The organism is Halorarum salinum, from assembly GCF_013402875.1.
GTDB lineage: Archaea > Halobacteriota > Halobacteria > Halobacteriales > Haloferacaceae > Halorarum > Halorarum salinum.
In genome coordinates this window covers 2,725,453-2,742,825 of the sequence record NZ_CP058579.1, presented here as the reverse complement: position 1 = coordinate 2,742,825, position 17,373 = coordinate 2,725,453, and the positions used below count along the sequence as shown (strand labels likewise).

General features: G+C 70.7%; 17 protein-coding genes. 9 read left to right on the top strand and 8 right to left on the bottom strand.

All coding sequences use genetic code 11. The features are described from left to right. Window positions 1-138 precede the first annotated feature (138 nt). Window positions 139-369, top strand: coding sequence for a DUF5822 domain-containing protein (locus HUG12_RS13590; protein WP_179269288.1), 231 nt, complete (start codon window positions 139-141; stop codon window positions 367-369). A 39-nt stretch (window positions 370-408) separates the two neighbouring features. Here the strand turns inward: HUG12_RS13590 and HUG12_RS13585 are convergent, their stop codons facing one another. Together HUG12_RS13585 and HUG12_RS13580 are read right to left on the bottom strand one after the other, a co-directional pair. Next, a complete protein-coding gene (locus HUG12_RS13585; protein ID WP_179269287.1) occupies window positions 409-939 on the bottom strand; it encodes an HAD family hydrolase in 531 nt (176 codons plus the stop codon). Between the two features lie 112 nt (window positions 940-1,051). Further along, the gene (locus HUG12_RS13580; protein WP_179269286.1) at window positions 1,052-2,206 is read right to left on the bottom strand and encodes an acyl-CoA dehydrogenase family protein; all 1,155 of its coding nucleotides are present in this window, start codon (window positions 2,204-2,206) and stop codon (window positions 1,052-1,054) included. 120 nt (window positions 2,207-2,326) lie between these two features. Here HUG12_RS13580 and HUG12_RS13575 point away from each other — a divergent pair, with 120 nt between their 5' ends. Then, the gene (locus tag HUG12_RS13575) at window positions 2,327-2,572 is read left to right on the top strand and encodes a hypothetical protein (RefSeq protein ID WP_179269285.1); all 246 of its coding nucleotides are present in this window, start codon (window positions 2,327-2,329) and stop codon (window positions 2,570-2,572) included. Here the strand turns inward: HUG12_RS13575 and HUG12_RS13570 are convergent. Continuing rightward, window positions 2,560-3,759, bottom strand: coding sequence for an alanine--tRNA ligase-related protein (locus HUG12_RS13570; protein WP_179269284.1), 1,200 nt, complete (start codon window positions 3,757-3,759; stop codon window positions 2,560-2,562). The genes HUG12_RS13575 and HUG12_RS13570 overlap by 13 nt on opposite strands. A gap of 87 nt (window positions 3,760-3,846) precedes the next feature. Then, window positions 3,847-4,371 (bottom strand): helix-turn-helix domain-containing protein, encoded by a 525-nt coding sequence (locus HUG12_RS13565; protein ID WP_179269283.1) that lies wholly within the window; start codon window positions 4,369-4,371, stop codon window positions 3,847-3,849. Window positions 4,372-4,484: 113 nt separating this feature from the next. Here HUG12_RS13565 and HUG12_RS13560 point away from each other — a divergent pair, with 113 nt between their 5' ends. After that, on the top strand, window positions 4,485-5,651 hold the full coding sequence (locus HUG12_RS13560; RefSeq protein WP_179269282.1) for a cystathionine gamma-synthase: 1,167 nt from the start codon (window positions 4,485-4,487) through the stop codon (window positions 5,649-5,651). Between the two features lie 198 nt (window positions 5,652-5,849). Continuing rightward, window positions 5,850-6,890 carry an aspartate-semialdehyde dehydrogenase gene (asd, locus tag HUG12_RS13555; protein WP_179269281.1) on the top strand — a complete coding sequence of 347 codons (1,041 nt, stop codon included), beginning with the start codon at window positions 5,850-5,852 and terminating at the stop codon, window positions 6,888-6,890. Here the strand turns inward: asd and HUG12_RS13550 are convergent. Continuing rightward, window positions 6,887-9,979: an FAD-binding and (Fe-S)-binding domain-containing protein gene (locus HUG12_RS13550; protein ID WP_179269280.1), complete on the bottom strand. Its 3,093-nt coding sequence runs from the start codon at window positions 9,977-9,979 to the stop codon at window positions 6,887-6,889. The two genes, asd and HUG12_RS13550, sit on opposite strands and share 4 nt — an antisense overlap. Before the next feature lie 136 nt (window positions 9,980-10,115). On the opposite strand from HUG12_RS13550, the gene HUG12_RS13545 reads away from it, so the two are divergent. From HUG12_RS13545 to HUG12_RS13530, 4 genes are all read left to right on the top strand, one after another. Then, window positions 10,116-10,481 carry a VOC family protein gene (locus tag HUG12_RS13545; protein ID WP_179270647.1) on the top strand — a complete coding sequence of 122 codons (366 nt, stop codon included), beginning with the start codon at window positions 10,116-10,118 and terminating at the stop codon, window positions 10,479-10,481. Between the two features lie 186 nt (window positions 10,482-10,667). Further along, window positions 10,668-11,975, top strand: coding sequence for a malate synthase AceB (gene aceB, locus HUG12_RS13540; RefSeq protein WP_179269279.1), 1,308 nt, complete (start codon window positions 10,668-10,670; stop codon window positions 11,973-11,975). Between the two features lie 145 nt (window positions 11,976-12,120). Further along, complete coding sequence (locus tag HUG12_RS13535; RefSeq protein WP_179269278.1) at window positions 12,121-12,846, top strand: fumarylacetoacetate hydrolase family protein; 726 nt, start codon at window positions 12,121-12,123, stop codon at window positions 12,844-12,846. 75 nt (window positions 12,847-12,921) lie between these two features. After that, complete coding sequence (locus HUG12_RS13530) at window positions 12,922-13,866, top strand: D-2-hydroxyacid dehydrogenase (RefSeq protein WP_179269277.1); 945 nt, start codon at window positions 12,922-12,924, stop codon at window positions 13,864-13,866. An 86-nt stretch (window positions 13,867-13,952) separates the two neighbouring features. Here HUG12_RS13530 and HUG12_RS13525 read toward each other — a convergent pair whose 3' ends face one another. After that, the gene (locus HUG12_RS13525; protein WP_179269276.1) at window positions 13,953-15,332 is read right to left on the bottom strand and encodes an NAD(P)/FAD-dependent oxidoreductase; all 1,380 of its coding nucleotides are present in this window, start codon (window positions 15,330-15,332) and stop codon (window positions 13,953-13,955) included. A 164-nt stretch (window positions 15,333-15,496) separates the two neighbouring features. On the opposite strand from HUG12_RS13525, the gene HUG12_RS13520 reads away from it, so the two are divergent. After that, a complete protein-coding gene (locus HUG12_RS13520; protein ID WP_179269275.1) occupies window positions 15,497-16,510 on the top strand; it encodes a zinc-dependent metalloprotease in 1,014 nt (337 codons plus the stop codon). On the opposite strand, the gene HUG12_RS13515 is transcribed toward HUG12_RS13520, so the two are convergent. Both HUG12_RS13515 and HUG12_RS13510 read right to left on the bottom strand, forming a co-directional pair. Continuing rightward, window positions 16,507-16,749 carry a hypothetical protein gene (locus HUG12_RS13515; RefSeq protein ID WP_179269274.1) on the bottom strand — a complete coding sequence of 81 codons (243 nt, stop codon included), beginning with the start codon at window positions 16,747-16,749 and terminating at the stop codon, window positions 16,507-16,509. The genes HUG12_RS13520 and HUG12_RS13515 overlap by 4 nt on opposite strands. Continuing rightward, complete coding sequence (locus HUG12_RS13510; RefSeq protein ID WP_179269273.1) at window positions 16,749-17,126, bottom strand: YybH family protein; 378 nt, start codon at window positions 17,124-17,126, stop codon at window positions 16,749-16,751. The genes HUG12_RS13515 and HUG12_RS13510 overlap by 1 nt, the downstream gene beginning before the upstream one ends. Window positions 17,127-17,373: the final 247 nt, after the last annotated feature.

Genomic DNA, 17,373 nt, shown 5'->3' with positions numbered 1-17,373 from the left:
AACTCGTGTTCCGGTGTCGTGATAAATTGGTCCGGTTCGGACGAGAGCCGTCCGTCGGGCCGTCGAACGTCGCCGTCCGGACGACCGACCGCCGGCCCGAACCGACACCACTTAGCCCGAGTGGTCGAACGGTTCACCGTGCCGACGCGCGTCGAGACCACGGCCCCGGAGGGAGTCGACTACGGCTGGGTGATGCAGACGACGTTCGTCCTCACCATCGTCCTCGGAGCCCCCGTGGTGACCGGGCTCTCGACGTTCGCGACGCTCCCGACCTGGGCGAGCCGCGCCGAGTTCGCGATCCGGGTCGGGGCCGTCGTCTGGTTCCTCACCGCGACCTCGGTGTTCCTCTACGCACGCGCCTACCGCTGAGGAGCGCGAACGGACCGTGAGCCCCGTCGGCGTCGTACGCTACACCCACAGAAAGTCGACGTCGGCCCGCTCGGCCGTCAGTTCGTCACGCGCGGAGTCGCCCACGAACACCGCCCGCGCCGGCGGGACGCCGAGTTCCTCGATCGTCGCGAGCAACGGCTCGGGATCCGGTTTGTACGTCGCGTTCGAGTCGCGTCCGACGACCGACCGGACGTGCCCGGAGAGCGCGTGCCGGTCGAGGGCGAGCCGACACGCCGCCTCGCAGTTCAGCGAACAGACCCCGGTCGGTACCGGGAGGGGGAGGTCGTCGGCCCGCGGTAACCGCTCCGACCGGCGGGCGCCCTCGCACTCGCGTTCCGAGAGCTGGACCTCGAGTTCCCCCCTGAGACCCGCGTCGTCCGCCCGTTCGAGGAGTTCCCAGAGCCCGGACTCCGGGACCTCGTGGCCGTTTCGCTCGAAGAGGGCGGCGGCGTCCCTGGTCGCGGCGTCCCAGTCGACCGCGAGGCGGACGAGCGTACCGTCGAGGTCGTACACGACCGCGTCGTAGTCGTCGAATTCGATGGGACTCACGGATGGAGGGTGGCGCCGGGGCAAGAAAAGGGTGCGGTGGGCTGACGAGCGCTCCGCGTCGGAGGGGTCGGTTCGGGGACGCCGCCGCGAACGCGGTTGCGACGGAGGGCGGTTACGACAGGACCTCCCGCGCGACGATCTTCTTCTGTATCTCGGAGGTCCCCTCGTAGATGGTCGTGATCTTCGAGTCGCGGTAGAACCGTTCGACGTCGAACTCCGTCGTGTAGCCGTAGCCGCCGTGGATCTGGACGGCCTCGTTCGTCACGTCGACGGCCGTCTCGCTGGCGAAGTACTTCGCCATCGAGGCGAGCAATCGGGGGTCCTCGCCAGCGTCCGACTGCCGGGCCGCCTCCCTGACGAGGAGCCTCGCGGCCTGGGTGTTCGTCGCCATGTCGGCGAACTTGTGGCGGACGGTCTGGATCTCCGCGATGGGGCCGCCGAACTGCTCCCGCTCCCAGGCGTAGGCCCGCGCCTCGTCGATCGCGGCCTGTGCGAGTCCCACCGCCTGCGCCGCGATGGCGATGCGACCGCCCGTGAGGATTCGAAACGCGGCGTTCAGCCCCTCGCCCTCCTCGGTGAGGCGGTACCGCTCCGGGAGACGCACGTCGTCGAACTGCATCGACGTCGTGTCCGACGCGCGGAGGCCGAGTTTGTCCTCCTTCGGGCCGACGGTGACGCCGTCGAGATCCGCGGGGACGAGGAACTGCGTGATGGAGCCGTCGTCCTCGGGGTCGGTCTTCGCGAAGACGACGTACACGCCGGCCCGTTCGCCGTTGGTGATCCACTGCTTCTCGCCGTCCAGGACGTACTCGTCGCCCTCGCGGGTGGCGGTGGTGGACAGCTCGGCGGGGTTCGACCCGGCGTGCGGTTCCGAGAGGCAGAACGCGCCGACCGGGCGACCGTCGACCATCTCCGGGAGCCACTCCTCCCGGACGCCCTCGGAGCCGAACTTCGCGATGCACGAGGTCGCCAGACAGTGGACGGACAGCGCAGTGGCGACCGCGAGCTGGCCGTACGCGAGTTCCTCGTTCACGAGCGCGTACGTCGCCCGGTCGGCGTCGAAGCCGCCGTACTCGGACGGGACGGTCAGCCCCGTCAGGTCGAGGTCGGCCAGCGCGTCCCACACGTCCTCGGGGAACCGTTCCTCCTCGTCCGCCTCGCGTGCGCCGGGGCGGACCTCGTCGATCGCGAACTCGCGAACGACCTCCCGGATCGCCCGCTGTTCGTCCGTGAGCAGCGAGGGCGAGTGGCCGTAGACGTCGGTCATACCCCCCCGTTCGGGCGGTCGAAGTTAAACGGTTCTCACTCCCACTGCGGGGAGGTTCGACGTCGGGGGTGGTTCGACGCCGGGGGAAGAGCCTTCCGCATGTCCGGCGAACAACGTGGTATGTCCGCCGACGAGGAGCACGACGAGGCCGAGCGCTTCTACCTCAGGATTCGGCGACGGCTGCCGCCCGGCGGCGAGGACGAACTGAACGAACTCGGCGCGGGGCTCGTGTTCGCGGTCGTCGCCGTCGTCCTCTGGGGCGTCGCCATCGCGCTGGGAACCGCTGACCTCGGCCCCGTCATCGTCGGCTTCTTCGCCGTGATGTACGTCCTCTATCTCGCGATCGACTACTCCTACGCGACGTAGTCGCGGAGCCGATCGAGGAGCGCCTCGGCGTCGGCGTCGAGGCCGCCGCCCTGTGCGAAGGGGGGGCCGCCCCCGCCGCCGCCGCCGAACTCCTCGGTGAGCGCGTCGACGACGGCGCCGGCGTGGGGCTCCCCCTCGGAGGCGACGACGACGAACGGGGAGTCCCGCTCCCCGACCGCGACGACGACGTCGGCCCGCTCCCCCGCGAGGGCCTTCGCGCGTTCCCCGACCGCGTTGGCGTCGAAGCCGGCGACGCTGCCGAGCAGCCAGTCGGTTCCCTCCGTCCGGAGTTCGTCGAACTCGCCGAGTCGGGCGTCGAGCACCTCGTTCCGGAGCGCCGCGAGCTCCGACTCGAGGTCGTCACGTTCGTCCCGGACCCTGGCGACGGCGTCGGGGAGCGCCCCGACGTTGCCGTCGAGCGCGCGCGCGGCCGCGAGCGCGGCGCCGTGGTTCGCGGCCCGCTCGCGGATGGCCGGGGGGCCGACCGCGAACTCCACCCGGGTCATCCCCTCCCCCGGGTTAGAGCGCGAGAGAACCGTGACCGGGCCGATCTCCGCGGTGTCGGAGACGTGGGTACCGCCGCAGGCCGCCCAGTCCCAGCCCTCGACGGTGACGACGCGAACGGACTCGGCGTCGGCCATGACGCCCTCCTCCGTCTTCGTGTTGAAGGCGACCTCCTCCCGTTCGCGGGCGGCTTCGACGGGGAGCTCCTCCCAGGAGACCTCGCGGGAGTCCCAGACGGCCCGGTTCACCAGCCGCTCGAGTTCGACGAGCGTCCCGTCGTCGACGTCGGTCGTCGTGGTGAAATCGACTCGCACCTTCCCCTCGGAGATGTCGAACCCGCCGTACCCCAGGTCCTCGAGGAGGTGCCGTCCCGCGCCGTACAGGACGTGGCTCGCGGTGTGGGCCCGCATGCAGTAGGTCCGGAAGTCGTCGTCGACGACGCCCGACACCTCGTCGCCGTCCCGGACGTCGGGCGCCGCCGAGAGGACGTGGACGACGCCGTCGGGTCCGGTCCGCACGTCGCGAACCTCTACCCCCGCCAGCGTCCCCCGGTCGGCCGGCTGACCGCCGGCCTCGGGGTAGAAGTACGTCTCGTCGAGCACGATCTCGCTTCCGTCGACCCGATCGACGGTCGCCGTGAACTCCCGCACCTCGGGACGTGCGGCCGCGAGCGTTCCGCTCATTGCCGGTCGGTCGCCGTCGGGCGGGAAAAATCGCTCGGCGGTCGCGGCCCGGTCGCCGCGCGGTCGGGCTCCGTCACGAGGCGCGGCTCACTCGTCGACGAGTTCGACGTCGAGCCGGTCCTCGAGCTTCCGGACGACCGAGCCGCCGACGCCCGCGCGGGAGGCGCGCCCCTCCTCGACGGCGAGCAGGTCCTCCTCGTCGACGTCGAGTTCGGCCGCGAGTTCGTCGGTCGTGAGCCCGGCGTCCCGTCTGGCGGCCTCGACCCGCTCGCCGTAGCCGCTCGCCAGGTACGGGAGGCGGTCCTCCTCGTAGTCGGTCCCCTCCTCCTCCCAGCGTTTCGTGTTCGCGCGGGAGGCGTCGTACACGCGGGCCGTGTTCCGTGCTGCACGCTTCTTGCGGTTGCGTTCCGTGTCGTCGCGGGAGCCGCCCTCCCGGTCGGACTTCTTGCGCTCCGTGTGACGGTTCTCGCCGTGTGGCGCACAGTTCGAGCAGACCAGCAGGTCCGCGCCCGCGACGTTGGCGCGGGTGAGCGAGGACCCCTCGCGCCCGCACAGTTCGCAGGCGTCCGCGGAGTCGCCACCGCCGCCACTGCCGGTGGAGTACTTGGCCATACCACCCGTATTCGGCGACGCCTTTTAAATCCGTGCTCCGGAGAGCCCCCTGGACCCGCTCGGAGGCGGTCCGGATGACAAGAGTGACACCACGCGCGGTCGCATGTCCCCCCATGACCGACGACGCCGACGGGTTCCGCATCGAGACGGACGCGGTCCACGCGGGACAGGACCCCGACGAGGAGACTGGCGCGCTGATGACGCCCATCTACGCGAACTCGACGTACGAACAGGACGCCCCGGGCGACCATCGCGGCTACGAGTACAGCAGGACCGGGAACCCGACCAGGACCGACCTTGAGGCGAACCTCGCGGCGCTGGAGGGCGGCGAGTACGGCCGCGCCTTCTCCTCGGGGATGGGGTCGATAAACACCGTCCTCAACCTGCTGGAGGCGGGCGACCACGTCGTCGCCGGCGACGACGTGTACGGCGGGACCCACCGCATCTTCACCCGGGTGTACGAGCGGTACGACCTGGAGTTCGACTTCGTCGACACGACCGACCGCGACGCCGTCCGCGACGCGATGGGCGAGTCGACGGAGCTGGTGTGGGTCGAGACGCCGACGAACCCGCTCATGAACGTGAACGACATCGGCACGCTCGCCGACGTCGCCCACGAGTACGACGCGCTCTGCGCGGTCGACAACACGTTCGCGACGCCGTACCTCCAGCGGCCGCTGGAGCACGGCGCGGATATCGTCTCGCACTCGCTCACCAAGTACCTCGGCGGCCACTCGGACGTCGTCGGCGGGGCGCTCGTCACCGACGACGCCGATCTGGACGAGCGGATCGGGTTCTACCAGAACTCCGTGGGCGCGACGCCCTCCCCGTTCGACTGCTTCCTCGTGTTGCGGGGAACGAAGACGCTCCCCGTCCGGATGGACCGCCACTGCGACAACGCGCGCGAACTCGCCCGCTGGCTCGACGACCACGAGGCCGTCTCGGCGGTGTTCTACCCCGGACTCGACTCCCACCCCCAGCACGACCTGGCGGCCGAGCAGATGGACGACTTCGGCGGGATGCTCTCGTTCGAGTTCGACGGCTCGCTGGAGCAGGCGAGCACCGTCGTCTCCGAGACGGAGGTGTTCACGCTCGCCGAGAGCCTCGGCGGCGTCGAGAGCCTCATCGAACAGCCGGCGTCGATGACCCACGCGGCCATCCCCCGCGAGGAACGGCTCGCGGTGGGGCTCACCGACGGGCTGATCCGCGTCTCGGTCGGCGTCGAGCACGTCGAGGACATGAAGGCCGACCTGGAGGCGGCGTTCGACGCGGCGCGGTAGGGTCGCCGTCGTCCCGCGAGCGCGCCCTCATAGGACCGACGCCGTCGACCCGGCCGTCGAACCGTCGCCGAACCGGACGGGATCCCGACGATCCCTCGCCCAGCGACCGACGACCGCGAGAACCCCTCGTTACGGTAAATCTCGCCGCCCTCACCCGAATCCGAACCGTCTTATGCGCGTGTGACACAGGAGCACACAATGACCCACCGAGTCGGCATCCTCGGCGCGACGGGCGCCGTGGGCCAGCGATTCGTCCAACTCCTCGAGGACCACCCCCAGTTCGAACTCGTCTGCGTCACCGCCAGCGACGCGAGCGCGGGCAAGCCGTACCGCGAGGCCGCCAAGTGGCGCGTCGACACGCCGATCCCCGACGACGTGGCCGACCTGACCGTCCGCGAGACGAGCCCCGAGGCGATCCCCGACGACGTCGACCTGCTGTTCTCCTCGCTCCCCTCCGGCGCCGCCGCCGCGGTCGAACCGGAGCTGTGCGAGGCCGGCTACGTCGTCTCCTCGAACTCCTCGAACGACCGGATGGCGCCGGACGTCCCCCTCACCATCCCCGAGATCAACCCCGACCACCTGGGGCTCATCGAGGTCCAGCGGGACGAGCGGGGCTGGGACGGCGCGCTCCTCAAGAACCCGAACTGCTCGACGATCACGATGGTGCCGACGCTCGCCGCCATCGACGAGTTCGGGCTCGAACGCGTCCACGTCTCCACGCTCCAGGCCGTCTCCGGCGCGGGCTACTCCGGGGTCACCTCGATGGAGATCCTCGACAACGCCATCCCCCACATCGGCGGCGAGGAGGAGAAGATGGAGTCCGAGTCCCGGAAGCTCCTCGGCTCGTTCGACGGCACCGAACTGTCGCTCCACGACGCGGAGGTCGCCGCGTCGTGCAACCGGATTCCGACCCTCGACGGCCATCTGGAGAACGTGTTCGCCGAACTCGCCGCGGACCCCGACCCCGACGAGGTCCGGGAGGCGATGGCATCGTTCCCGGGGGCGGACCTCCCCTCCTCGCCGGACCCGCTCGTTCACGTCTTCGGTCCCGAGGACCCCGACCGACCCCAGCCCCGCATGGATCGGATGAAGGGCGACGGGATGCAAGTCGTCGCCGGCGGCGTCGAGTCCACCCCCGAGGGTGTGAAGTACAACTGTCTCGCGCACAACACCATCCGCGGCGCGGCGGGCGCGTCGGTGCTCAACGGCGAACTGCTGGCCGCGGAAGGCTGGCTCTAGGCCAGGGCGTCGGCCAGTTTCTCGACGGGGTGGGGCGGCCGCTCCGTGGCCCCGTCGCGGTCCCCGAGCTGTGACCGGCAGGACGCCCCCGGTGCGGTCACCGTCTCCGCGTCGCTCCCGTCCGCCGCCTCGAACAGCAGGGAACCGATCGCCTTCGAGAGCTCGTAGTGCTCGGCCTCGTAGCCGAAGCTTCCGGCCATCCCGCAACACGTCGTGTCCAGCGGGTCGACCTCGTAGCCCGCACGGCGGAGCACGCCGACCGCGTGGTGGTCCTTGTTCGTCGCCTTCTGGTTGCAGTGGCCGTGGTACGCGAGCGACTCGCCCGGTTCGGCGAACTCGATCCGGTCGTCGGCACGCGCGACGTCGAGGTACTCCAGCACGCCGTAACTGGCCGCGGAGACCGCCTCCGCGCCCTCGCCGTCGAGCAGGTCCCGATACTCGTCCTGGAACATCACGGCGTCGGAGGGTTCGACGAAGACGACCGAGGCGCCCCCCTCCACGCGGGGGAGCAGCGCCTCGACGTTACGCTCCGCCCGGTCGCGGGCCCGGTCGAGGAAGCCGCTCGAGTACGCCGCCCGTCCGGACGGCGCGAGCTCGTCCGGCACCTCGACGCGACAGCCGGCGGCCTCCAGCACGTCGACGGCCGCGAGTCCGACCTCGGGTGCGCTGTAGTTCGTGTACGTGTCGGGGAACAGGACGACGGTCGAGTCGGCCTCGCTCTCGGGGACGGCCGGACCGCCGCGCGCTTCGAACTGCCGGACGAACGTGTCCCGGGTGAACGAGGGGAGTTCGCGGTCCGCTGCGATGCCGAGCGTCTTCTCCATCGCCCACCGCGCCCCGGGGAGGCTCGTGGCGACGTTCGAGAGGGGCGCGAGCGCGGCACCCAGCCGGCTGGCGTCGTCGATGTCCGCGAACAGGCGTTCGCGCAACCCGGCGCCCTCCTCCTCGTGGTGCTGGTGTTTCACCTCCGCCTTCAGCTTCGCGAGGTCGACCCCCGTCGGGCAGTCGGACTTGCAGCCCTTGCAGCCGACACAGAGCCCCAGCACCTCGTCCTGGAACCGGTCGGAGTGGATCTCGTCCTCGTCGAGGTCGCCCGAGATGGCCGCCCGGAGCATGTTCGCCCGGCCGCGCGTCGTCTGGATCTCCTCCTCGGACGCGCGGTAGGTCGGGCACATCACGTCGCCGCGCGTCTGCCGGCACGTCCCGCAGCCGTTGCACAGTTCGACGAGGTGCGAGAAGCCGCCCTCGTCCGAGAAGTCGAGCGCCGTCTGCGGTTCGAGCGACCGGTACTCGGCGCCGTACCGGAGGTTCTCACGCATGTCAGCGTCGGCCGCCGAGTCCGGGTAGCCCCGCTCCCGCGCGGTGTCCTCGTCCGTGTAGACGACCTTCCCAGGGTTCATCCGCCAGTCCGGGTCGAACGCCGACTTGACCTCCTGGAACGCGCCCCACAGCGCCGGGCCGTACATCTTCGGGTTGAACTCCGTGCGCGCGAGGCCGTCGCCGTGCTCGCCGGAGAAGGCGCCGTGGTGCGCGAGCACCAGGTCGGTCACGTCGTCGGCGATCGAGTGCATCGTCCCGATCCCCTCCTCCTCCTTCAGCGAGAGGATGGGGCGGATGTGGAGCGTGCCGGCGCCGGCGTGGGCGAAGTACGCGGCGGAGGTGCCGTGATCCTCGAGGACGGCCTCGAACTCCTGGACGTACTCCGCGAGTTCCTCGGGCGGGACGGAGGCGTCCTCGATGAACGGGTACGGCTTCGGGTCGCCCTCGAGGCTCATCAGGAGCGGGATCGCCGCCTTCCGTAGCTTCCAGAGGTCGGCCTGCGCCTCGTCGGTGTACGCCTCGAGCACGTCGAACGCGTCCCCCTCCGTGAGGAACGCGCGGGTGGTGTCCGCGACCGCCGACTCGAAGTCGAGTGCCTCGGCCGGCAGTTCGTCGCCGGACGAGTGGGACGTCTCCATCGGCCCGGCGCCGTCGGTCGAGGGGGAGACGACCTCCGAGTCCCACTCGAGCATCAGCGCCGCCGCCGTCCCGTCGGGGATCGGCTCCGCGTACTGGGCGTACTCGGTCGACTCGCTGGCGAGCCTGAACACCTCGTCGTCCATAAGTTCCACCGCCGAGACGGGGTACTCCAGCGCCTCCGGGACGGCCCTCATCGCGTCGACGAGGTCCTCGAAGCAGTAGAGCGCGAGCGCGGTCTCCTCCGGCCGGGTGACGAGCGAGACGGTCGCCTCGACGATCACGCCGAGGGTCCCCTCCGCGCCGACGAACAGCTTGCTCAGGTTGATGACCTCCTCGCCGTCGTCGTTCTCGTAGATGACCTTGTGGAGGTTGTAGCCGGAGACGGAGCGCTTGAGCGTCGGGTACCGCTCCTCGATCTCGTCCTCGTGCTCCTCGACGAGCCCGCGGACCGTCCGGTACAGTTCGGCCTCGCGATCCGCCTTGCCGACCACCTCCTCCCACTCGGGGGAGTCGAGCACGATCTCGCGCGTGTGGATCAGCGAGCCGTCCGAGAGCACGACGTCTAGCTCCTCGGTGTAGGCGTCGCTGATGCCGTACCGGACCGAGTGTGCGCCCGTGGAGTTGTTGCCGAGGCCGCCGCCGACGGTCGCCCGCGCCGACGACGCGGGGTCGGGCGCGAACTTAAGCCCGTCCTCGGCGAGCCTGTCGTCGAGGTGGTCCTGGACGACGCCCGGCTGGACCGTCGCGCGCCGGGCGTCGGGGTCGACCTCGAGGATCGAGTCCATGTGCCGCGAGAGGTCGAGCACGACGCAGCCGGGACCGACCGCCTGCCCGGCGAGCGACGAGCCGGCCCCCCGCGGGAGCACGGGGACGTCGTGTTCGGCCGCGACCCTGACCGCCGCCCGCACGTCCGCCGCGTCCCGCGGGCTGACCACGCCCGCGGGCCTGGCCCCGTAGATGCTCCCGTCGGTCGCGTACAGCACCTGCGCGTACTCGTCGAACTGGACCTCGCCGTCCACTCGCTCGCGGAGGTCCGCGGCGAGCGCGGCGTACGCGGGGTCGTCGGGTCGCTCGTGTCCGAGCGACGCGGCCGACGTCTCCCACGCGTCTCCCTGCCTCTCCGTTGCCATGTTTCGGGGGGAGGAGGTGCGGCCGCAAAACGCTTTGGTAGATACTGACGGCCGAGCGCCTTCCGGAGGCGTCCAGGTCCGGAAATCGTTGCCGTTGCCGGAACGAGTTTGGCAACGCGTGACACGTTCCGGGACGATGGAGTTCCTGCACGTCTGCCTGAACGTCGCCGACGCGGACGCGGCCGCCGACTGGTACGCCGAGAACCTGGGGTTCGAGTACAGCTGGGAGTTCGAGAGCGGCGACACCCGGAACGTCTACGTGGCGGACGGGAACGACGTCGAACTCCAGCTCTCCGACACGGAGGGCGAGGACGAGTTCGACCCTGGGACGGGCGTCGACCACTTCGCGGTCGGCGTCGACGACGTGGACGCCGCGTTCGCGGGGATCGACCACCACGGCGTCGTGAAGGAGCCCGGCGACCAGCCGGAGGCTGGCGCGCGGACCGCGTTCCTGAAGGACCCGGACGGCCACACGGTCGAACTCGTCGAACCGCTGGAGTAGCCGGCGACCGTCGGTCGAGCGACGCCCGGAGACCGTCACTCCTCGACGTGGACCGCTACGCGCCGAAGCGGACGATCGCCGGCGAGCCCCCGACGGCGGACGGGAACGGATCGGGGCGGTTACGGACAAAACTATGTCCATGACCAACGTTTATCACGGTTCCCGAACCACTGGAAACCGGCACGTATGAGTACACAACGGCACTACGAACGCGAGTTCGTTCGGACCTTCTTCACCTCGCCGACGGCCGTGAAGGGCGAGGAGGATTCGGCGAAGATGATCCGGAGCGCCGCCGGCCTCCGGGGTCTGCAGGCGCCCGACGTCTGGGTCCCGGACAACGAGGACGCGACGGCGCCCTCGATGCGCGCCGAGGGCGTCGAGAACATCGTCGAGGTCGTCTCCGAGAACGGCGCCGACTTCCCCGGCGAGATCCACCCCCGCGTCGTCTGGCACCGGGACGACCCCACCACCCGCCACCAGGGCTTCCAGCAGATCATGGAGATCGCGGACCCGGACAACGGCGCGGTCGAGCACGTCGACGGCTTCGTCATCCCCGAGGTCGGGGACGTCGACGACTGGAAGAAGGCCGACGAGGCCCTCACCATCGTCGAGAACGAACACGGGCTGGAGGAGGGCAGCCTCTCGATGTCGGTGATCGTCGAGAGCGGCGAGGCCGAACTCGCCATGGGCGAGCTCCGCGCGGAGATGGGCAAGCCCTCCAACAACCTCGAACGGCTGTTCATGCTCGTCGACGGCGAGGTCGACTACACGAAGGACATGCGCGCGATGACGCCGACCGGCGAACTCCCGCCGTGGCCCGAACTCCGGCACAACACCTCCCGCGGGGCCAGCGCGGCCGGGCTGATCGCCGTCGACGGCCCGTACGACGACATCCGCGACGTCGAGGGGTACCGCGAGCGCATGGAGGAGAACCGGGCGAAGGGGATGACCGGCATCTGGTCGCTGACGCCGACGCAGGTCGAGGTGGCGAACACGGCGCCGCTTCCGCCGAAGGAGGGACGCTGGCTGCTCCGGTTCGACGACCGCGAGGTCGACCTCCGCGAGGAGGACGGCCGCCAGGTGTACGACGGCGACGCCGTCGAACTGGAGGAGGAGGGCGAGGGGACGTACGTCCTCGAGGTCGGCGACGAGGAACTCGAACTCGACGCGGACGGGTTGCGCGAGGAACTGCTCGACATGACCGCGTACGTGCCGAGCATGGACGACATCGTCGACTCGATGGAGGAGTTCGAGGCGGCCAAGGAGGCGGGCAGGGGCGCCATCGCCATGACGCAGTCGGCGACGTTAGTGATCGACGGCGTCGAGGTCGACCTCGACAAGGACCGGATGTGGGACGAGGCGACCTATCAGGCCGCCCAAACGCCGATCACGCTGTTCCAGGACGTCCACGAGCACCGGCCCGACCAGCACGAGGAACTGGAGGAGCGGTACGGCGCCGACGTCGTCGAGCGCGCGACGGCCGTCGGCAACTGACCCGGCGACCGGCGCCGACGTCCCGGTCGACCCGCCGGCGTCCTGCCCTCGGGCCGACCGATTCGCCTGGGTCCGTCAGGCCGGATCGGTCGGGCCAAACCCGGGAACCGGGAACTACTTGCCGGCCCGAGCGCGTGGCACGGACATGCGAGTCGCACGCGCCCGCACGACCGACGGCGTCCGGGAGGGGGAGTACCGCGACGGCACCCTCCTCACGGACGACGCGGAGTACGACGTCGACGAGGAGTCGCTCCTTCCGCCCTGCGAACCGGACGCGCTGTTCTGCGTCGGGCGGAACTTCGCGGCGACGCTCGACCAGATGGACTACGAACGGCCCGAGGAGCCCGACTTCTTCATCAAACCGCCGCACTCGCTGCTCGGACACCGGGAGACGATTCCGTACCCCCGCTGGACCGAGGAACTCACCTATGCGGGCGAACTCGTAGCGGTGATCGACGAGCCGTGTCGCGACGTGTCGCCGGGCGAGGTCGCCGACTACGTCCGCGGGTACACGGTCATGAACGACGTGGACGCGCTGGACCAGGGGGGTCGCACCGCCCGGAAGGCGTTCGCGGGGTCGGGGCCGCTCGGGCCCTGGCTGGAGACGGACGTCGATCCGACCGGCGTCGACATGCACACGGACGTCTCCGGCGAGCGACGACAGGAGGCGAACACCGAGCTGATGCTGTTCGGCCCCCACGAGATCGTCTCGTTCCTCTCCGAGCGGTTCACGCTCCGCCCGGGCGACGGGGTCGCGTTCGGCAGTCCAGCGAACCCCGGGCTCGTCGAACCCGGCGACGTCGTCGAGATCACCTACGAGGGCGTCGGGACGCTGGTCAACGGAATCGGCCCCGTCGACTGCGGCGTGTAGTCCGATCGCGGGCCGGCGACGGCGATTCGAGCCGACCTCGGCGCGACTAAGTGGCCCCACGTCGTGGCCACGCGCATGCGTATCCTGGTCACGCGACAGAAGATCCACGGCCATTCGGCGGCCGAGTACGCCGAGATCATCCGGGAGCGACTCCCGAACCACGAGGTCGTCCTCGCACGAACGCCCGAGGAGGAGCGGGAGGCGATCGTCGACGCGGCCGTCGCGACGGGACCGGGGTTCACCGTCGAGTCGCTGCTCCCGTCGGCCGAGTCGCTCCGCCTGTTCGCCGGCGTCTACGCGGGGACGGGCCACCTCGACCTCGACGCGTTCCGGGAGGCGGGCGTGGCCGTGACGAACGCCTCCGGCGTCCACGGCCCGAACATCTCCGAGTACGCGATCGGCGCGCTCGTCACGATGGCCCGCGACTTCCGGCGCGCGACGCGACAGCAGGACCGCCGCGAGTGGCGAGCCTACCCCACGAGGGAGCTACACGGATCGACGATCACCGTCGTGGGGCTCGGCGCCATCGGGCAGGCCCTCGTCGACCACCTCGAGCCGTTCGGCGCGGAGACGCTCGGCGTCCGCTACTCGCCCGAGAAGGGCGGGCCGACCGACGAGGTGTTCGGCTACGAGGAGCTCCACGACGCGCTCGCCCGGACCGACCACCTCGTGCTCGCCTGTCCGCTGACCGACGAGACGGGGGGGCTCGTCGACGCCGAGGCGTTCGGGACGCTGCCACCCCACGCGACGCTCGTGAACGTCGCGCGCGGCCCCGTCGTCGACACGGACGACCTGGTCTCGGCGCTCCGGCGGAACCTGATCGGCGGCGCCTTCCTCGACGTGACCGACCCCGAACCGCTGCCGGAGGACCACCCGCTCTGGGGGTTCGAGAACGTCCACGTCACCCCGCACAACGCCGGCCACACCCCCGAGTACTTCGCGCGCGTCGCGGACATCCTCGCACGGAACGTCGAACGGCTCGAGGCCGGGGAGGAGGACCTCGAGAACAGGGCCGCCTGAAGCGGGGGCAGGCGAGCCGCCCGGCCGGGGAGAAGTCGACGGGGCGATGACCGAGTTCGGGATCGCCCCACATTCGCGAGGATCCGTCAGTACACGTACTCGTCCGCCGCCAGCTGGACGTACCGCCCGTCGCGGAACTTCCGCTTGTTCCACTTGTAGGCCAGGAGAAGCCTCGTGGCGCCGAAGCCGGCGGCGAACCGCCGTTCGAACATGTCCAGCCCGCTCGAGTCGGCGAGCATCCCCCGGGCGGTCCGGAACACGCGGTCCCAGTCGTCGGGTCCGTAGTCCCGGCACACCTCCGCCATCGTCACGTTCCTGAGCACCTCCTCGCCGATCGCCGCGTGCCACCGGTCGTTGTACGCCGACAGGTCCCCCTCCGCGGCGAGTTCGCCCGCGATGGCGCCGGTTCGGACAGCGACGTGGTCACCGCCCTCGTGGAACGCCGAGGTGGCACCCATCGCCCCGCCCGTGACCGCGACGCCGGCCTCGACCGGCGACTCGATCGGGCGCGTCGACGAGATGGGATACGTCTCCGTCCCGGACGCCTTCCCCGCGTCCTCGACGAGCGGGAACTCCGTCCCCACGTCGTACTCGTCGCCGTACTCCCGTTCGAGCAGCCGATTCACGTACTCCTTCCCCGAGGGAACGCCGTCGTCCTCCGGTTCGATCAGGGCGTACTCGTCGCGGTCCGGGACGGCGTCCAGGTCCAGCCCGATGGGCATCGTGAGGCCGACCCGGCAGACCCGGTTCGAGTTCGGAAAGATCCACGGGTAGGCGGTGTGCCCGGGCATGGCGCCCCACCAGAACTTGATGGCGCCCGACACCTCCTCGTACGCCTCCTCCGGGAACCGCCGGTACTCCTGGTAGGCGATGTGGTTGTTCCGCGTCGACGCCAGTCGCTCGGAGGCCTTCGCTCCCTCGGGCAGGAAGCCGTCGAGCACGCGGTTCGTCACGGTGCGCTGGGGGCCGTCCGCGAGCACGAGGAACTCCGCGCCCACCTCCTCGCCCGACCCCAGGAGGAGCACGTGCCGGGGGTCGCCGCCGGGGTCCGTCTCCACGTCCTTCACGGACGCCTTCACGCGGTACTCGGCGCCCGCCTCCTCCGCGCGCTCCCGCATGAAGTCGTCGAACCGCGCCCGGTGCATCGTGAACCCGAACCCGTCGTAGGAGGACTCGATGCCGGTCGCGCGGAGGGTACACGACTCGGTCGGCCCGACGAACTCCGCGCGGTCGAGCGTCCCCTCGAGGACGCCCTCCGGGAACTCGTCGGGGTGGATCCCCATGATGTCGACCCAGTAGTCGAGGATGCCGGCCGCGTCGGTCGAGTCGGGACCGAGCCCCTCGCGGTCAGCACGCGGGACGCCCCGCTCGAGGACGAGCGCGGATGCGCCCCCCGAGGCGGCGGCGTGGGCCGCCGAGGAGCCCGCCGGGCCCCCGCCGACGACAGCGACGTCGACTCGTTTCATGGCCTGTAGGCGCTCCGTTCGACTATTAAACCCCCCGAACTGTGGCCGGCGGACGGCCGCGGGGCGCGGCTTCCCGGAGTGCGGACGAACGAAGGAGAGGGCTAGCGACGTCGAAACGTCGCGTACGGGACAAGGCCTATCCGCTATCGTCGCCGAACTACCCCATGGACATCGCGCGGAGCATGCGGGCGCTCGCCGACGCGGCCGACGCCCCGAACGGGGTCGTCGACTGGGACGCGGTCGCCGAGGCGGCGAAGGGCGCCGTCGACCCCGGGGACGTCCGCGTGGAGCCGGCCGAACGGGAGGCCATCGCCGCGGACGTTCGCGCGGCCCGCGACGGACTTCGCGCCGCCAGCGGCGTCTCGTTCGACCTCCCGGACTCGGTCGAGGTGCAGAGCCGTCACCACTGGATCGACGCGAACGTCGCCACCTTCGAGCGCGTGCTCCGGCCGCTCGAACGCCGGGGGGGCGGCGTCTTCCCCGGCGTCGCCCGGTCGGTGAACACGGGGACGATGGCGGTCGCGGTCGCCTTCCTCGCGCGGAACGTGCTCGGACAGTACGACCCGCTGTTGCTCGCCGACGGAGCGGGACCCGGGGCCGCAGGCGGCCCGAACGCGGCGCGGTCCGGCGGCCACAGCGATCACGGCCTCTACTTCGTCCGGCCGAACATCCGACGGGTCGCCGCCGAACTCGACGTCGACTACCCCCGGTTCCGCCGCTGGATCGCCTTCCACGAGGTCGCCCACGCCGCCGAGTTCGCCGCTGCCCCCTGGCTCTCGACGTACCTCGAGGAGCGGATGGAGGAGGGCGTCGAGGCGCTCTCGGAGGGGAGCCTGAGCCGGGAGTCGTTCGCGGAGCTCAACACCGCGATGACCGCCGTGGAGGGGTACGCCGAGCTCCTGATGGACCACGCGTTCGACGGGGAGTACGAGGAACTCCGGGTGAAACTCGACGAGCGTCGCGGCGGGGGCGACCCGCTGACGCGACTCCTGAAGCGCGCGCTCGGCTTCGAGATGAAGCGCGAGCAGTACGAGCGCGGCGCGGCGTTCTTCGAGGCGGTCGCGGACGAGACGGGCGTCGCGACCACGACGCTCGTGTGGGACGCGCCAGAGAACCTGCCGACGGAGGCGGAACTCGACGACCCGGGGCTGTGGCTCGACCGGGTCGCCCGGGCCTAGTAGCGTCGCCGACGGTCGGGGCTCGGCGGTTGCAGTTCCCGAAGGAGCCTGAGGACGAACCAGAGCAGCGCCGTCCCCGCCAGCGCCGCGACGCCGACCGCGACGGCCGTCTGGGTCGGCGAGGCGCCCGCCTGGTAGGAGACGAGCGCGGCCGACCCCGCGACGAGGAGCACGAATCCGACCTTCAGCCGCCTGCTCGCGACGCGCCGGTCCTCGTCCGAGAGCGAGGGACCGACCATCAGCCCTCGACCCCCGCGGAGACGTGCATCCCGAGGAACTTCCACTCGCCGTCGTCGACGCGGGTGAGCGTCCCGCTCCACCGCGCGTCGAACGCACGCTCGCCGAGCGAGTCCGTGTCGTACCACTCCATCCGCACGTCGTCCGAGAACGCGGCGTGGTCCTCCCGGACGACGACCCGCAACGCACGACTCTCGACGGTCCAGTCCTCGGTCGTCCGCGTCTGCTCGCGCAGGCCCCGCGCGATCTCCCCGTAGCCTCTCAGCCGCTCGCCGATGCCGAACTTCACGATCTCGGGCGATTCGACGAAGAAGCCGGCGAGGGGGTCGCCTGCGCGAAGGGCGTCGTAGTAGGATCGGACCGTCTCCTCGGGCGTCATCGTCGTGTGATGGGCGTCGGGGGGCTTCAAAACCGCGCCTCGCCTCCACCGGAACTCTCGAACGAACAGCCCACCCGGTCGTTCGTCGGGAGGTCTCGATGGGCGATCCACCGGATGCCGCCACCGCCTGCCGGCACGTAGGTTCAAATACGGAAAAGGGACCAGGACCCCCGTGACGTGAGAGCCACCCCGGGGCGGACTGCGGTCGTGCGACACGACGCCCCGCGGTTTCCAATCCGACGTCCCC

Excerpts from the sequence above, each read along its gene's own strand:
- HUG12_RS13580 (WP_179269286.1), bottom strand. The coding sequence starts at position 2,206 with ATGACCGACGTCTACGGCCACTCGCCCTCGCTGCTCACGGACGAACAG.
- HUG12_RS13520 (WP_179269275.1), top strand. The coding sequence starts at position 15,497 with ATGGACATCGCGCGGAGCATGCGGGCGCTCGCCGACGCGGCCGACGCC.
- HUG12_RS13545 (WP_179270647.1), top strand. The coding sequence starts at position 10,116 with ATGGAGTTCCTGCACGTCTGCCTGAACGTCGCCGACGCGGACGCGGCC.
- asd (WP_179269281.1), top strand. The coding sequence starts at position 5,850 with ATGACCCACCGAGTCGGCATCCTCGGCGCGACGGGCGCCGTGGGCCAG.
- HUG12_RS13510 (WP_179269273.1), bottom strand. The coding sequence starts at position 17,126 with ATGACGCCCGAGGAGACGGTCCGATCCTACTACGACGCCCTTCGCGCA.
- HUG12_RS13570 (WP_179269284.1), bottom strand. The coding sequence starts at position 3,759 with ATGAGCGGAACGCTCGCGGCCGCACGTCCCGAGGTGCGGGAGTTCACG.
- HUG12_RS13515 (WP_179269274.1), bottom strand. The coding sequence starts at position 16,749 with ATGGTCGGTCCCTCGCTCTCGGACGAGGACCGGCGCGTCGCGAGCAGG.
- HUG12_RS13560 (WP_179269282.1), top strand. The coding sequence starts at position 4,485 with ATGACCGACGACGCCGACGGGTTCCGCATCGAGACGGACGCGGTCCAC.
- HUG12_RS13565 (WP_179269283.1), bottom strand. The coding sequence starts at position 4,371 with ATGGCCAAGTACTCCACCGGCAGTGGCGGCGGTGGCGACTCCGCGGAC.
- aceB (WP_179269279.1), top strand. The coding sequence starts at position 10,668 with ATGAGTACACAACGGCACTACGAACGCGAGTTCGTTCGGACCTTCTTC.
- HUG12_RS13550 (WP_179269280.1), bottom strand. The coding sequence starts at position 9,979 with ATGGCAACGGAGAGGCAGGGAGACGCGTGGGAGACGTCGGCCGCGTCG.
- HUG12_RS13525 (WP_179269276.1), bottom strand. The coding sequence starts at position 15,332 with ATGAAACGAGTCGACGTCGCTGTCGTCGGCGGGGGCCCGGCGGGCTCC.
- HUG12_RS13575 (WP_179269285.1), top strand. The coding sequence starts at position 2,327 with ATGTCCGCCGACGAGGAGCACGACGAGGCCGAGCGCTTCTACCTCAGG.
- HUG12_RS13530 (WP_179269277.1), top strand. The coding sequence starts at position 12,922 with ATGCGTATCCTGGTCACGCGACAGAAGATCCACGGCCATTCGGCGGCC.
- HUG12_RS13535 (WP_179269278.1), top strand. The coding sequence starts at position 12,121 with ATGCGAGTCGCACGCGCCCGCACGACCGACGGCGTCCGGGAGGGGGAG.